This window comes from Paenibacillus mesotrionivorans, assembly GCF_046098205.1.
In the GTDB taxonomy this organism is placed as follows: Bacteria; Bacillota; Bacilli; order Paenibacillales; family NBRC-103111; genus Paenibacillus_AR; species Paenibacillus_AR mesotrionivorans.
Genome location: NZ_JBJURJ010000012.1, coordinates 77,401 through 91,968 on the forward strand (window position 1 = coordinate 77,401; position 14,568 = coordinate 91,968).

General features: G+C 53.8%; 12 protein-coding genes and 1 riboswitch. Of the genes, 8 read left to right on the top strand and 4 right to left on the bottom strand.

Translation table 11 applies throughout. From position 1 onward, the window contains the following. Positions 1-169 precede the first annotated feature (169 nt). The 5 genes from ACI1P1_RS18180 (at position 170) to ACI1P1_RS18200 (ending at position 6,101) form a co-directional block, all read left to right on the top strand. Positions 170-841: a phosphatase PAP2 family protein gene (locus ACI1P1_RS18180; protein WP_416217854.1), complete on the top strand. Its 672-nt coding sequence runs from the start codon at positions 170-172 to the stop codon at positions 839-841. Between the two features lie 213 nt (positions 842-1,054). After that, positions 1,055-1,564: a WGxxGxxG family protein gene (locus ACI1P1_RS18185; protein WP_416217855.1), complete on the top strand. Its 510-nt coding sequence runs from the start codon at positions 1,055-1,057 to the stop codon at positions 1,562-1,564. A gap of 221 nt (positions 1,565-1,785) precedes the next feature. Beyond that, positions 1,786-1,883, top strand: a riboswitch (purine riboswitch). A gap of 15 nt (positions 1,884-1,898) precedes the next feature. Then, positions 1,899-3,332: an NAD(P)/FAD-dependent oxidoreductase gene (locus ACI1P1_RS18190; protein ID WP_416217856.1), complete on the top strand. Its 1,434-nt coding sequence runs from the start codon at positions 1,899-1,901 to the stop codon at positions 3,330-3,332. Between the two features lie 120 nt (positions 3,333-3,452). Beyond that, a complete protein-coding gene (locus tag ACI1P1_RS18195; RefSeq protein WP_416217857.1) occupies positions 3,453-4,613 on the top strand; it encodes an S-layer homology domain-containing protein in 1,161 nt (386 codons plus the stop codon). A 213-nt stretch (positions 4,614-4,826) separates the two neighbouring features. Then, entirely contained in the window at positions 4,827-6,101 is a 1,275-nt protein-coding gene (locus ACI1P1_RS18200; RefSeq protein WP_416217858.1) for a stalk domain-containing protein, read from the top strand. Positions 6,102-6,115: 14 nt separating this feature from the next. Here ACI1P1_RS18200 and ACI1P1_RS18205 read toward each other — a convergent pair whose 3' ends face one another. Then, complete coding sequence (locus ACI1P1_RS18205) at positions 6,116-7,804, bottom strand: glutamine--tRNA ligase/YqeY domain fusion protein (RefSeq protein ID WP_416217859.1); 1,689 nt, start codon at positions 7,802-7,804, stop codon at positions 6,116-6,118. Between the two features lie 663 nt (positions 7,805-8,467). On the opposite strand from ACI1P1_RS18205, the gene glpX reads away from it, so the two are divergent. Genes glpX through rpiB form a run of 3 tightly spaced genes read left to right on the top strand, consistent with a single transcriptional unit; the run spans position 8,468 to position 10,797 of the window. Continuing rightward, positions 8,468-9,454: a class II fructose-bisphosphatase gene (gene glpX, locus ACI1P1_RS18210; protein WP_416218002.1), complete on the top strand. Its 987-nt coding sequence runs from the start codon at positions 8,468-8,470 to the stop codon at positions 9,452-9,454. A gap of 59 nt (positions 9,455-9,513) precedes the next feature. Continuing rightward, positions 9,514-10,317 (top strand): DeoR/GlpR family DNA-binding transcription regulator, encoded by an 804-nt coding sequence (locus ACI1P1_RS18215; protein WP_416217860.1) that lies wholly within the window; start codon positions 9,514-9,516, stop codon positions 10,315-10,317. A gap of 6 nt (positions 10,318-10,323) precedes the next feature. Then, a complete protein-coding gene (gene rpiB, locus ACI1P1_RS18220; protein ID WP_416217861.1) occupies positions 10,324-10,797 on the top strand; it encodes a ribose 5-phosphate isomerase B in 474 nt (157 codons plus the stop codon). 65 nt (positions 10,798-10,862) lie between these two features. Here rpiB and ACI1P1_RS18225 read toward each other — a convergent pair whose 3' ends face one another. The 3 genes from ACI1P1_RS18225 to ACI1P1_RS18235 form a co-directional block, all read right to left on the bottom strand. Further along, positions 10,863-12,959, bottom strand: coding sequence for an LTA synthase family protein (locus ACI1P1_RS18225; protein WP_416217862.1), 2,097 nt, complete (start codon positions 12,957-12,959; stop codon positions 10,863-10,865). A 147-nt stretch (positions 12,960-13,106) separates the two neighbouring features. Next, positions 13,107-13,631, bottom strand: coding sequence for a YfiT family bacillithiol transferase (locus tag ACI1P1_RS18230; RefSeq protein WP_416218003.1), 525 nt, complete (start codon positions 13,629-13,631; stop codon positions 13,107-13,109). Positions 13,632-13,788: 157 nt separating this feature from the next. Continuing rightward, positions 13,789-14,544 (bottom strand): lipase family protein, encoded by a 756-nt coding sequence (locus tag ACI1P1_RS18235; RefSeq protein WP_416217863.1) that lies wholly within the window; start codon positions 14,542-14,544, stop codon positions 13,789-13,791. Between the last annotated feature and the right edge of the window lie 24 nt (positions 14,545-14,568).

Here is a 14,568-nt window from a genome sequence, read left to right on the forward strand (position 1 = left end):
AACATATTTTTGCGGCATTTTCTTTAGCGGCAGGGGTTGCTGCTGTCATGGCATGTCATATCTTAAACAATTCTTAATTTTTCCAAAACCCATTATTTTGACCGTAGTAAATGGCGTATAGTTCTGGTATAGTGTGATGAGTCAGTTTGAAGAGAAGGAGAAATGCCGCGTGAAACAGAAAATCATGTCCACAGTAAAACAGCTTTTGCCCCTTGGCTGGCTTTTGACTGTTATGGCATGCAGCTATGTCTATGGGTTGACCAACGGGATCGCACGTCCGCTGCATACCATGGAAATTTGGCTGGACCGGGTTATTCCCTTTAATGAATACTTTATTATTCCCTATATTATTTGGGGCCCATGTATCTTTTTGTCCTTCGCATTCTTCTTCTTCAAGAACCGGGATGCCTATTACAGAATGATTATCTGCTCCGTTATCGGCCATATCGTTTGTTATGCCTTCTATATGACCTACCAAACCTATGTGCCGCGGCCCTTTATAACCGATGATACGATTTTCCTGAAGCTTGTCCACTATATATATTCCAATGACCAGCCGGTGAATTGTTTTCCCAGCATTCACGTCCTGACAACGTATATGATGATGCGCGCCTACCATTGGGAGAAGCTGTCCAAGAAGGTGGCGTGGATTCCGCAGTTTATCGGTCTTTCCATTATCCTGTCCACCGTCTTTGTGAAGCAGCATGTAGTCATTGATGTAGCCGGTGGAATTGTACTGGGTGAAGCCATGATTCTGCTTGTTTACCACCCGGCCTTCGGCAAACAGCTGTTTTCCATGCGCAGCCGGAAGGTTGCCAACAACCGCCAATTGCAGGCCTAAATTTGTTTTCAATTTGCTGACACATTGGAAAAGGCTCTCCGCCTAAGCGCGGAGGGCTTTTTTTGTTATGGCTGCAGCCTCCCCCGACTTTTTCTAGGGATAACGGGACGGGAACAAGGAAAAACAAAAGAGGGGCAGGATGAAGCAGGCGGAAAAATGAGAAGGCCGTGTTTTATCTCCTACATCGATGAAAAGACAGAAGGGAGAACCGTCATGAACAAAAAAGTAGCAGCTTTTGCAGCGGCACTGACGCTGTCTGCCGTGGTCGCGGCACCGGTATTTGCTGAGGACAGCAGCATGTATGGCACTGGCATGAGCACAGGAACAGCAACTGGGGGGACATCTCCTACAGCCACCAGCACACCGGGAACCGGCATGATGAACTGGGGGGCAACTGCATCGCCCAACACCTATTCCGGCACCACAGGCGTGAACAATTACGGCACCAATGGCAACAATGACATGACAGGCACCAGCGGAACCGGCGGAATTTTCGGCGGCGCAGGCGCTGACGGCAGCTATACCGGTCATGGTACAGGCACCGGTTATGGCATGGGCCACGATGGTTTAACCGGTACCGGTACTTATGGCACAAACAGCTACAACGCGTTGGCAACGGATGATGATAACATGGACTGGGGCTGGCTTGGTCTCCTCGGTTTGTTGGGTCTGGCCGGTTTGAGAGGCCGGAACCGCGACTCTGACCGTGGCGCCATCAAGTAATAACATAGCTAATACATGAGTAATTGCCCATCGGAGACTCCCGGACTGTGCCTTAAAACAGGCGGGAGAGCTGCCGGTGGGCTTTGCTGTGTTTACGGCGTGTCAGAACCCCCTTAGGGAACTTTTGTCGAAATCCGAACATTAATGTGGACTATAGGGATAAAATGCATGTTGATGCAGTAAAACACGAACATTTCCATTGACATTACCCCTCAACATTGTGTAATATCAATGAGGATGTTCGTATAACCCCTTAATATGGTCGGGGGTCTCTACCGGAAACCGTAAATTTCCGTCTACGAATGAGACTTTAACCACCTGGGAGGACAGCATCATGGCTGAATACGATCTGATTGTCGTCGGCGCAGGGCCGGCGGGCATTTTTGCGTGTTACGAAATGGTACTCAAAAAACCGGAAGCCAAGGTGCTTCTCATTGATAAGGGACATGATATCTACAAACGCACTTGTCCGATTCTGGAGGAAAAAATCAAGCTCTGCCCACCGGCTGCCGGCAAAAAGGAATTTGCCGGTTGTTTGCCTGCCTGCTCCATTACCAGCGGGTTCGGCGGAGCGGGAGCCTACAGCGACGGCAAGTTTAATATTACGACGGAGTTCGGCGGCTGGCTGACGGATTATCTGAGCCCGTCCCGCGTGCTGGAATTGATCCGCTATGTGGATGAAATCAACCTGAAGCATGGGGCAACGGACCATATTACCGATCCCACTACAGATGCGATCCGCAAGATTGAGCAGCGGGGGTATGCCGCGGGGCTGAAGCTTCTCCGTGCGCAGGTACGCCATCTGGGGACCGAACAGAATCTCAAAATTCTCGCAGCTATCTTTGAATTTCTCCGCACCCGTGTGGAAATGCTGTTTAAGACGGAAGTGCTGGACATCATCACCGAAAAAACCGGAACGGGTTATGTAGTGAAGGGTGTGGAGCTGAAGGACGGAACCGCGCATCATTCGAATTATGTGATGATTGCCCCCGGCCGCGACGGCTCGGCATGGCTGACCACCGTGCTTAAAAACCGCCGCCTCAAAATGTACAATAACCAGGTGGATGTGGGTGTCCGGGTGGAAACCTCCGATGTGGTAATGGCGGAAATTAACGAACATCTGTATGAAGGCAAATTTATCTTCAACACCTCTGTGGGCACACAGGTCCGCACCTTCTGCAGCAATCCCAGCGGACATGTGGTGGTAGAGAACCACAGCGGCATTATGGCGGCCAACGGACATTCCTACCAGGACCCGGCGCTGGGATCGGCCAATACGAATTTTGCCCTGCTGGTTTCCCATAAATTCACCGAACCCTTCGACAAGCCCAATGAATACGCCCGTGAAATCTGCAAACGGGCCAATGATTTGTCCAATGGGGGCGTTATCGTCCAGAAGTATGGGGACATTAAACGCGGAAGACGCTCCACGGTGGAGCGGATCAAGGAAGGATTCCTGGAGCCTACTCTGAAGGAAGCCGTCCCAGGCGATCTGGGTCTGGTCCTGCCCTACAATACCATGAAGAGTCTGATCGAGATGGTGGAGGCCTTGGAAAAGGTAACCCCCGGCATTGCCTCCGAGCACACCCTCTTCTACGGCGTAGAGGCCAAGTTCTACTCTGCACGCCCCAAGCTGACGGAGGAGCTGGAAACGGAAATTGCCGGCCTCTATTGCGGCGGCGACGGCGCAGGCATTACCCGCGGCCTGGCCCAGGCCGGTGCGGCAGGGGTATGGATTGCGCGCAGTGTGGTCAATAAGCTGGCATAATAGAGAAGCGTCTCCGGTATATGCCGGGGGCGTTTTTTAATAGATGGACGGCTGCAACAATTTGGAACGGACCTGCGTCTAGGGCGTGTGACAACCATAATCCGAATAGGAGGCAACCTTATGAAGAAAAGCTTAAAAACCATGACAGTCGCCTTGACGGTTCTCCTGACAGGCTCCTTGGCCGGCCAGGCCTTCGCCCAAACGGAATTTTCCGACCTTGCGGGAGTGAAGGAGAAGGAGCAGATTCTCGTGCTCCAGCAAAAAGGGATTGTGGATGGGGTAAGCGAAGGGATTTATGCGCCCCAATCCCAGCTGACAACCGCAGAAGGGATCGCTTTGATTGTCAACGCCTTGCAGAATAAATTCGGGCTGGAGACAGTCAAACTGGCTGGTCCCCATGCTTATTATCCGAATGTGGCCGACGGGGAATGGTATTCCTATGCCTTTTCTGTGGCCCGGTATAAGGAACTCGGTCTGCCTCAAAACGTGGACCCCGCGCAGCCGCTGACCAAGGAGCAGTTCATCTATTACCTGCAGCAGGGAATTGAAGCCACCGGTGATTACGCGATGATCAAAATTTTTATTCATATCGCCGATGAAGCCTCTATCACGACCGCCTACCAGGGTGCGATTCAACGCTCCCTGATTACCAAAATCAGCGCTTTGGATGCGGATGGCTTGTTCCATCCCCAAGCTCCGGTAACACGGGCGGAAGCAGCCGGTTATATATTTAATGCGGTCCGCTTTGTGGAGTCGGTGAAGCCGATACCTCCCTTGTCTGAGCAAGGTCAGGATGTGTACATCGCCGATCAGGAGCTGACGGCGGGGGAAGCCGTATCGAGGATTGCTATGGGTTTGCAGCTCCAGGCTAAGGATGATGCGGTAAAAGCCAGCAGCCTGTTCGGCAAGGTCGAGGATGATGCCTGGTATGCCCCCGCCTTCGTAGCAGCCCATGATGCCGGTATCGAGCTTGGCGAGGAAGTGGATCCCTCCCAAACCCTGACCAAGGAGGAGTATACCTTCTATCTGCAGCAGGCTCTGGAGAAATCCAAGCAGTACCCGCTAATTAACCTTGTACCTGCCGCTATCAGCGATGAGGCGGAGCTGAACCCTGGGTATCAAGGGGCCGTGCAGCGTTCCCTGAAATTCGGCATCACCTCGCTGGATGCGGATGGAAAATTCCACCCTAAGGCGAAAATCAAGCAGGAAGAAGCTGCAGCCATGCTGGATAAAGCTGTCGCTTATGCGGCAGAGCATCCGGGACCGGAAGCAGCCAAGTAAGCCTCTTAGCGCAGCTTTTTTGCACGAACGCCGTTTGCCCTGCCATGCAGGGTCAAATGGCGTTTTTTTGGTCAATTGCGTATATATAATCATGCCCTCACGACGGTTTCAGCTTTGTTTGTTTGAACGTTTCCCCATTCAGGTTAAAAGACTAAAAGTCCGTCCATATAACAGATTTGAAAAACAAAGATGGCCGAGAGGATGATGCATGTAATGAAAAAGGCGGAAATGGCCCGGGCTGCCTTCCGGCGAATGATGATTGCTGCATGTTGGCTGAGTCTGGCAATGGTGTTTAGCCTGTCGGAGGGCAAGGTGCAGGCTTCCCCTGCAGCCGGCAAAACCATTGAGGTTAATCTGGACGATAAAGCCTTGTCCTTCCCCATCGCTCCCTTGCTCGAAAATGGCACCACCCTTGTTCCTTTCCGTCCTCTGTTTGAGGCAATGGGCCTTGAGGTAGGCTGGAATCCTGAGAAGCAGACGGTTACCGGGCAAAAGGATGGCCTGACCATCGTTATGACCATCGGCAGCCAAGCGGCTACTGTCAACGGGAGCGGTGTTCAGATGCTGCAGGCTCCCAAAATTATCGACGGATACACAATGGTGCCCCTCCGTTTTGTAGGGGAGACGACTCAAGCGCTTGTGGCATGGAATCCGTATAAGCCGCAAATTCTTGTTTACACGGAATCGTACCTGGCTGCCAACGGCCTGACGAAGGCCACTGCCGAAGCGGAGATCAACAAGCAAATTGCCGAATTCAAAAAGAAATATGACGAGCTGACCGCCAATAGCCCGCAACAGCCGCAAACGCCGGTAGCTGTGCCGGACGCGCCTGCCGGGGACGGCTCTTACCAGCCTGCCGGCTCCGACCATTTAAATCTGAATCAGCTGCGGGGCATGTATTACGGCTTTAGCCCCGACTACGACGGCTACGAGTGCGGCGGCATGTGCTGGAATATCATCACCTTCCTGCCAGAGAACAAGGTTGTGGTTGGGGCTCCGCCACAAGGCGGGCCGGAAACCATCGACTGCTCCCGGGACGGCTGCCGGAGCTATACCATCCAAAACGGCTCTTTGGAGCTGGATAACGGAGACACCTATGAAATTGCGGTCAAATCCGGCAAGCTGTATATCGATGACGTAGAGCTGGACCGTGTCAGTACAGTCCAACCCGGGCTGACGCTTAACGGGACTTATGTCCACCGCGGCTTCCAGGGTCTCATCGGCATATCTGCCGGATCGACCTCCTGGACGCATACGCTCACGCTGAATGCCGACGGAACCTTCAAAACCGACAACATGATGATCGGCAACGTGCAGGGCAGCGCACCCACAACAGGGGCGGCCGGCGGTTCTGACAGCGGCTCTTACCGGATCAGTGGCAATACCATCGTATTCGCCTTCCAAAACGGCAAGATTGCCAGCTCCTTGTTCTTCGAGCATGAGGACGGCAGCATTCAGGTGGGTGACGAAAATTACGACAAGGAATAGGGCGGCCTGGGGGGTTATTTCCCCTCAGGCTTTTTCCAGCTGTCCTTCAGCGCTACAATCCGGTTGAATACCGGGCGGCCTTGTGTATGCAGCTCCTTGTCCGCGCAAAAATAACCGTGGCGGATAAACTGGAAATGCTCCTCAGGGAAAGCATCGCGGATAGCCGGTTCAATCTTCACATGTCTTAGCACCGTCCGGGAGGCGGGATTGATCCGTAAGCTCCAATCCGGCTCCTCCTCCTTGGGTAGCTCATCATGAATCAGCAGCCTGTCGAACAAATGTACCTCCGCCTCTACCGCATGGGAGGCGGAAACCCAGTGAATCGTCCCCTTCACCTTCCGCTCAGTAAACCCGCTGCCGCTTTTGGTGCGGGGGTCATATGTGCACAATAACTCGGTGATTTCTCCAGTATGGGGGTCCTTGACCACCTCCTGGCACCGGATGAAATAAGCCCCCTTCAGCCGTACCTCACCGCCCGGGAACAACCGGTGGAAACCCTTGGGCGGCTCCTCCATAAAATCCTCCCGCTCGATAAACAGTGTCCCTGAGAAAGGCACCACACGTTTACCCAATTCTTCATTTTCGCTGTTGTTTTCGATTTCCAGTAGCTCGACCCCGGCTGCGGGATAATTGGTGATGGTCACCTTCAACGGTTGAAGAACCGCCATTAGGGTGACGGTGTTGTGCTTCAGCTCTTGTCTGGCACAATGCTCCAGCAGTGTGATATCAACCGTTGTCTGTGCCCGGATATTGCCGGTCTCTTCAATAAAACGGCGGATGCTTGCGGGGGTGAAGCCCCTCCGCCGGAGGCCGCGGATGGTAGGCAGCCGCGGGTCATCCCAGCCGTCCAGATAACCCCCTAGGACCAATTGGCGCAAAAAACGTTTGCTGGTGACAACTCCCGTAATATTCAGCCGTCCGAATTCCCGTTGGCGGGGAGGCTCATGGATGCCGAGCCCCTTCAGCACCCATTCGTATAAGGGACGGTGATCCCTGAACTCATTGGAGCAGAGGGAATAGGTGATTCCTTCGATGGCATCCTGGATGGGATGGGCAAAATCATAGGTCGGATATATGCACCAGCTGCGTCCGGTACGGTAATGCTCCGCATGGATGATCCGGTAGAGAACCGGGTCCCGGAGATTGATGTTGGGGGAGGCCATATCGATTTTGGCCCGGAGCACCTTGGACGTGGCGGGATGTTCACCCCGCTTCATTTCCTCCAACAAGGCCAGATTTTCTTCGGGTGAACGCTCCCGCCAAGGGCTGTTCCGGCCCGGCTCCGTCAAGGTTCCTCTGTAGTTGGTCATTTCCTCGGGCGTCAGATCGCAGACATAGGCCTTGCCGGCCTGGATCAGCTTCACGGCAGCGGCATAAACCTCGGCGGAATAATCCGAGCCGTAATAAATATGCCGGCCCGGATCATAGCCCAACCACCGGATATCCTCGATAATCGCCTTGACATAAGCGGCGTCCTCCTTCAGCGGATTGGTATCGTCCATCCGCAAGTGGAACTCGCCGCCATAACGCTGAGCCGCCATATAACTGGTATGGATGGCATAGACGCTGCCGATATGCAGATAACCGTTTGGCTCCGGCGGGAACCGGGTGCACATCCCTCTGGAGAAAGGTTCCGAATCCAGCTCCTCCGCAATTTGCCGCAGCAGAAAATGTTCTTCCTCTTGATCCTTTTCGTAACTCATGTTAACCCCTCCTAAAGTGATAAATTGAACGCAAAAAAACTCCGACCTCCAAGACAAAGATTGTCTTGGGGACGAAGTTTCGCGGTGCCACCCCAGTTCAACAGGCATGTCGCCACACCTGTCCTTATCTTAAGTACGGCAAAGCCCAAAGGCTCTGCGATACTCCAGCTCTGTAACGGGAGCGCCCGTCAGCCATCCCCCTGCGGGTTCCGGACTGCTGTTCAGAGTCTTGGTTCGGGTCAAGGCGCCAGACTCCTTCGCAGCTGCCGGAGCTCTCTGTACAAGCGTGTTTGCCCTACTCTTCTCGTCATCACGTTTCGATTTATCTTGGATCATAACAAACTGCGGCAGGTTTGTAAACGGGCAGGTTGTGAGCTGGAGGGAGGTGGGAGGTGGATGCTGTTAATTGCATAAAAAATGATAACGAACATCAAATGTATCTCATTCCAAATAGCGATCATTTTATGGCGCTTACACAACGCCCTTACCAACGAAACCCCTGGAAACATGAAAGTTTGACCAAAAACAAAACAATACGAAAACAAACGAAAATATATTGATAATGAAATGAAAATAATAGATAATGAGTTTATTGAAAACGATGATAAACGGGAGTGAACGAAAATGAAAGACTGGTCAGCCCTTCCCAATTGTTATGATCCCATGAAGCTTCTGGGCTTGGAGCTTGTAGAGGTATGTGAAGCTGCGGCGGTGGCGTCCGCCCATTGGATCGGCCGGGGCAAAAAGAACGAAGCGGACGATGCGGCTACTACTGCTATGCGTCTTTTGCTGAACCGGCTGCCTATGCGGGGAACTGTGGTAATAGGCGAAGGGGAGCTGGACGAGGCTCCTATGCTCTACATCGGGGAAGAGCTGGGCACCGGCAGCGGACCTGCCGTGGATATTGCCGTGGACCCTCTGGAAGGAACCAGTCTTGTAGCGGACGGCCGGGAAAATGCCATTTCGGTAATCGCCTTGGCGCCCCGGGGAGGCCTGCTTCACGCTCCCGATATGTATATGGAGAAAATCGCTGTAGGGCCGGAGGCCAAAGGCTGTGTGGATCTGGACCGCAGTGTGGTGGAGAATGCCGTAGCGGTGGCGGAGGCCTTGCGGAAGCCTGCCTCAGAGGTCACCATCGCCATCCAGAAGCGTGAGCGGCATGAGGAAGCCATCGCCGCCTTACGGGAGGCGGGCTTCAAGGTGATGACCTTCCAGGAGGGAGACGTATCCGCGGCGGTGGCGACGGCGGTTTCCGGATCGGAAGTGGATATGTTCTATGGCATCGGCGGTGCGCCGGAGGGGGTTGTGTCTGCGGTGGCGCTGCGGTGCCTGGGCGGGGACATGCAGGGCAGGCTATTGCCCCAGGACCGGGTGGAGGCGGACCGCTGCCGCCGGATGGGAATCAAGGATTGCCGGGTCATTCTGCGTCTGGAGGATATGGTCCGCTCTGACGATTGTCTGTTTGCGGCGACGGGCATCACCGAAAGCCCGATGCTTCAAGGGGTGAAGAGGCAGCAGGATCAATGGCTGACCCATTCCATGCTGGCTTTGGGACGCAAGCGGCAGATGTATTTCCTGAAGAATCTCCGGGCCCAGCCTGCCGAAGAGAACAGCTCACCGGTCCAGCGTGAGCCGGCATTATGTGTTTGAATCTACCGGCAAAAGGTGGTAAGGTGGGTTTATCCTATGAATGCTGCAGGTGATTTCTGTTGTCCAAAAATTTAATGGCAGACGAGCGCAGGTCGCTCCTGATCGAATATTTGACCAAACACCAGCGGGCCACGGTAAAGGAGCTTTCCCTGGAGCTGCAGGTTTCCGAAGCTACGCTGCGGACGGATTTGAACCTGCTGGAGGAGGAAGGCATTCTCCGCCGGATACATGGCGGGGCTGTGCTGGTGGCCCAGCAGCAAGTGGTGCCTGCGGGCTCGTCCTTCAGCTTTTCCGCCCGGGAAAAGAAGAACACCGATGAAAAAGCGGCCATCGGCCAAAAGGCCATGGATTTCCTCCAGGAGGGGCAGTGCATCATGATTGATGCCAGCACCACCGCCCTGGAGCTGGCCAAGAGCCTCAAGCGGACCCAAATCAAGCTGACGGTGATTACCAGCGGAATTTATACGGCGTTGGAGCTGAAGGATAACCCGTATCTCCACGTGATTCTCATCGGAGGTGTGCTCCGTATGGGCTCGGGCGCAATCGAAGGCACCTTGGGTGCAGGTATATTAGGCGAGGTTCGCGCCGATCTGCTTTTTACCTCCCCCGCGGGTTTCAAGCCCGACAGCGGACTGATGGATTTTAACGTCTATGAGGTGGAGCTGAAGCGGAGGATGGTGGAGTCTGCGGACCGGGTTGTCGCCCTGATCGACAGCACCAAGTTCAATGTGGGCTCCATCGCCAGCTACGCCCAGTCCGGCAAAATCCATGACGTCATCACAGATACCGGAACACCCCCGGAGATGATCCGGCAATTGGAGGAGTCGGGAATCCGGGTGTCCACGGTCAGAGCACAGAGGTAGAAGCGGATGAGAATCGGAATAGGCAGTGACCATCTTGGTTTTGAATTGAAGGAAAAGCTGAAGGATTATCTGGCAGGCCGCGGCTATGAGGTGACGGACTACGGCTGTCCCAGCACGGAGCATGTGGATTATCCCGATATCGCGTTCCAGGTAGCGGGCCAGGTGCTGTCCGGGAACCACCCGAGAGCGGTGCTGGTATGCGGCACCGGCAACGGCATGACCATCGCCGCCAACAAGGTGAAGGGCATCCGGGCGGCGCTTTGCCATGATCCCGTATCCGCAGAACGGGCGGGCAAAAGCAACGACGCCCAGATTCTCTGTATGGGGGCGTTAATTATTGATTTCGAGAAGGCCAAGGAGGTTGTAGACCTGTGGCTGGCTTCGGAATTCCAGGGTGGCCAATCCGCCCGCAAAATCGCAAAAATCCGGCAGCGTGAAGAAAGCGGAGAGTTGGATTCGGAGTCTCCCGGCTTCTGCTGAATAAACCATCGTTACATAAAAAACCCCCTTGCTTCCTGACGGAAGTCCGGGGGTTTTGTGTTGATTTAACGTTCCAGCTTGAAGGCGGGAGTTTCGGCAATGACGGTATCCTTGCTATCAATCACATGGATCTTGATCTCCAAGGGAGTGCCGGCTTTGTTTAGCTCGGCAGGGATTGTAGCCAGAAGCTTCTCATGGCAATCATAGGTGCTTTTGACCGTTTTGCCATTGACTACAACGGTGGAGAGCTCGGGGAAGTTATGCCCCGCAATTTCCACCTTCATGTCATGTCCCGGGGCTGCTGCGGGATCCACGGGGGTAACGGAGGTGATGTCCATGGTCCCCAGTCCCAGTGTAAAGTTGGGCGACAGGATTTTGTCCTTAATCTCGGCGTAGCCGTGCTGTTCCCCAAACATGATATCGTACTGCAGCTTCTCATAATCCTTCAGATCCTCCGCCTTGATATTCATCTTGGCGTAATAATCCTGCGGCGGGATAACAGGGATTTTCTTGTAGAGCTCCTTCAGATAATCCGTATAATAAGTGCCCTTCAGCTGTGCCTTCTCCAGAATATACGGCCCCAGGAAGGAGGGGCTCATATAGAGATCCTCGCGCCCTTCGGGAAGATAATTGTTCCAAATCAGGAGCGGAGTGCGGTACATTTTGGTGAGAAAATCCGGATCGTCGGTTCCGCTGATGTACTTGGCATCAATAAAGCCCTTGTAATCATCGCCCAGGGAGGGCAGATGGTCCCCGAAGAACACCAGAATGGTCGGTTCGTTAGTCTGGCTGAAATGATCCACCAGCTTCAGGAGCATCCGGTCTGCGCCGTTAATGCCCTGGGAGAGTGTCTCCAAGAAACCCTTGGCCTGTCCGTCAACACCGCTGATTTTGAAGGTGTTTTCCTTGAACTTGCCGGGCCAGAAGTGGAAGTGGTTTTCCATGGTATTCGTGAAGATCATGTCAGGACCGGAGCTGGCCTTGCTTTCCTTAATGATGAGATTGGCGGCTTCGTCGTCAGCCAGATAAGGGCCTTCAAACTTCTGGTCGAAGAATTCCTGGCTGATAAACTTGGAGAAGCCCATATTCTTGTAAACCGTTTTGCTGTTGAAAAACCAGTTGTGGAACGGGTTGATGGACACCGTATTGTAGCCCTGGCGGGATGCAATGGAGGCCAGCGAATCTACCTGGCGGGTCATATACTGGTTATAGGGTGTGGAGCCCGGCGGCATAAAGCGCATGCTGTTGCCGGTAAGCACCTCATATTCCACATTGGCGGTGCCTCCGCCGTATTGGGGGGAGAGCAGCCAGCCGCTGGAGAATTTTTCGGACAGTTGGTGGAAACCGGGAATCGGGTCCTTGCTGAAGCTCAGGTTGGGGATAACCGTCGGATCCCAGAAGGCTTCACTCAGCACTACAATGATATTTGGCTTTACATCAGTCTGTCCCGCCTGTACCGGATCGCTTGCACGGTTGACGATGGCGGTAATGGCATTTTCGTCATAACCGGCCACCTTGCTGACATTCATATGATTCAGGTTCAGGAGGGTGGAGAGCATAAGACCGTTGGACAGGATATTATCCTTCTGGTTCCAAGGTTTCTCTTCAATGCCGAAAACCCCCTGCATCATGGCTTTGGGCTGATAATAAACGAACGCAATGAAGATGGCGGCAGCCGCCACAAAGGCGATTCTTTCCTTGCCGCGGATCTTGCGGACCATCTCGGGAATGAAATACAACAAACCAAAGCTGGAAGCCACATATACGGCGATGCCGATGAGTGTTTTCGGTTTCATGATATTCTGGAGATACTGGGTCATATCCTCCGTTTCGCTGGTGAGCACGAAATCGGTGGGAAGCAAAGGAACACCAAGGATCTTCATTTTAATGCCGCTGATCAGGGACAGTAAAAAAGCGATTGCAAAAACCGTCCAATACGCCCATCGGGTACGGCCGAAAATAGCTGTAAACAGCATAAGCAGACCGGTCAGCAGAACCATATTGGCAAGAAATGCGGGTATGTGATGATACGTCCATTGAACCGCATCCTTGGCGGAGGAACGGCTCAAAAACTCCATTAAAAAGACCAGCCATGCACCCAGTAAAAAAAGGACGTATCTGCTGCGCAAATAACGTCCCGTAGAAATCAGCCACTTCTTCATAGCATTTCTCCCAATGTAAACGTTGTGTAAAGCCACACTAAAACGTATTATACCATGGGCCTATTCTATGGGAAACGGCTTTTTTTCTCCATTATGCGATTTTCTCTTGAACGAATTATGAACGTTTATGGACATAGGGAACAAGGTTTACCAGCTCATCCTTTTGCGCAGGGAGGTGATGTGGGCGGTATGGTGCCTGCCATGCCAATCATACAAACCCAACGCTCTGCGGAGAGGCACCAGCTGCCGGCTTTCCGGATGGAAAAAAGCGCGGCTGAAATCTTCCTCACTCATCCCCTCCAGGAGCAGACACCATCTTTGGTGAAGCCCCTCTAGTAATTTCAGGGAAACCTCTATGGAGGCTGAAGAATCGGGCAGCTCCGCCCATAGCTCCTCCCGGTAAGGCTTGATTACCGGCTCCTCTTCAGTCAGGGCCAGCTTAAAGCGGATGTAGGAATTCATATGGGAATCCGCTACATGGTGGACCACCTGACGAACCGTCCAGCCCTCGGGCCGGTAGGGGGTATCCAGCTGCTCTTCCGTAAGGCCTGCAACCGCCTCTCTCAGCTGGTTCGGAAGCTCGCGGATGCCTTTCGTCCAGGCGGACCTCAGCTCATCATTCCAGTCCCCGCTCCAAGAAAATTGCCCCAGCGGAAAACGCAGCTCCTCCAATGTATCCTTCTTTTGTTCGCTCATTCGGCACGGCTCCTTTGCTTTTGTTGGAATAATGAATATTGTACCAAAAGGAGTCGGCCGGTTGTGATGAAGAGTGGCGATGGGAATCATCGGGCGGAGTGATGGGAAGCCAGACTGAGTTTATAAACAGACCCTACGAGGAGGCTGCCCGCCTTGGCCGCACGGAAGGGAGTTGCTTCGGCTGGGGCTGGCTGCGCGGGACTGCCGTTTTATCCAGCCCTTCCTGGTAGGCTTTGAAGCTGTGGCTGCTAAAAGGGTTAATCTTGCGGTTGTGAAGCAGGTAGCTCCGGCCGCCGTGCCGGTATCGCACCCCCAAGAAATCTTCCGGGGGCATAGTGATCACCCAGTCCCCTTCATTCACCACCCGGACGCAGGAGGAGGTGCGCTTGGACAGGGCTTCCGCAAAGGGAGGATTGCCCACCCGGGGAGCGCCGAAGGTATACAGTCTGACGGAGGAGGCGGTTTTTCTTACCGCCGGGTCCATAGCACACAGGCAGGCCAAAGCTCCTCCCAGACTGTAGCCGGTGACGTACAGCTGCTTGCGGGATTTGATCTGGGCCAAAGCCTTGCGCAAGCCGGGGCGGAGCAGCCCGTACAGCTCGGTAAATCCGGCATGGGTTCTCCAGCCTTTACCCGGCAGAAAAGGGTAGGCAGTTTGAGTGACCAGCAAATCCTTCTTCAAGTCCTCCGCATCCTTGGTGCCGCGGAAGACAATGATGAGCTGCGTGCGGGATTGTGCGATATATCCCATCCGGGGAAAACCCGGTGCCTCCAGCGCAGCAAGATAACGGAAGCCCCGGGGAAGCTCGGGGGGCAGACCGGTCCGGTAAAGTCTTATAGCTTGTGCAATGAAAGTGGCCATGCGCAGCAGCTGGCTGTGTTCGATCATACAGGCTCCCCCTTGTGAGTCTTT

Bases quoted from the DNA above. Each gene is read 5' to 3' on its own strand.
- ACI1P1_RS18185 (WP_416217855.1), top strand. From the start codon at position 1,055: ATGAACAAAAAAGTAGCAGCTTTTGCAGCGGCACTGACGCTGTCTGCC.
- ACI1P1_RS18190 (WP_416217856.1), top strand. From the start codon at position 1,899: ATGGCTGAATACGATCTGATTGTCGTCGGCGCAGGGCCGGCGGGCATT.
- ACI1P1_RS18195 (WP_416217857.1), top strand. From the start codon at position 3,453: ATGAAGAAAAGCTTAAAAACCATGACAGTCGCCTTGACGGTTCTCCTG.
- ACI1P1_RS18200 (WP_416217858.1), top strand. From the start codon at position 4,827: ATGAAAAAGGCGGAAATGGCCCGGGCTGCCTTCCGGCGAATGATGATT.
- ACI1P1_RS18205 (WP_416217859.1), bottom strand. From the start codon at position 7,804: ATGAGTTACGAAAAGGATCAAGAGGAAGAACATTTTCTGCTGCGGCAA.
- glpX (WP_416218002.1), top strand. From the start codon at position 8,468: ATGAAGCTTCTGGGCTTGGAGCTTGTAGAGGTATGTGAAGCTGCGGCG.
- rpiB (WP_416217861.1), top strand. From the start codon at position 10,324: ATGAGAATCGGAATAGGCAGTGACCATCTTGGTTTTGAATTGAAGGAA.
- ACI1P1_RS18225 (WP_416217862.1), bottom strand. From the start codon at position 12,959: ATGAAGAAGTGGCTGATTTCTACGGGACGTTATTTGCGCAGCAGATAC.
- ACI1P1_RS18235 (WP_416217863.1), bottom strand. From the start codon at position 14,544: ATGATCGAACACAGCCAGCTGCTGCGCATGGCCACTTTCATTGCACAA.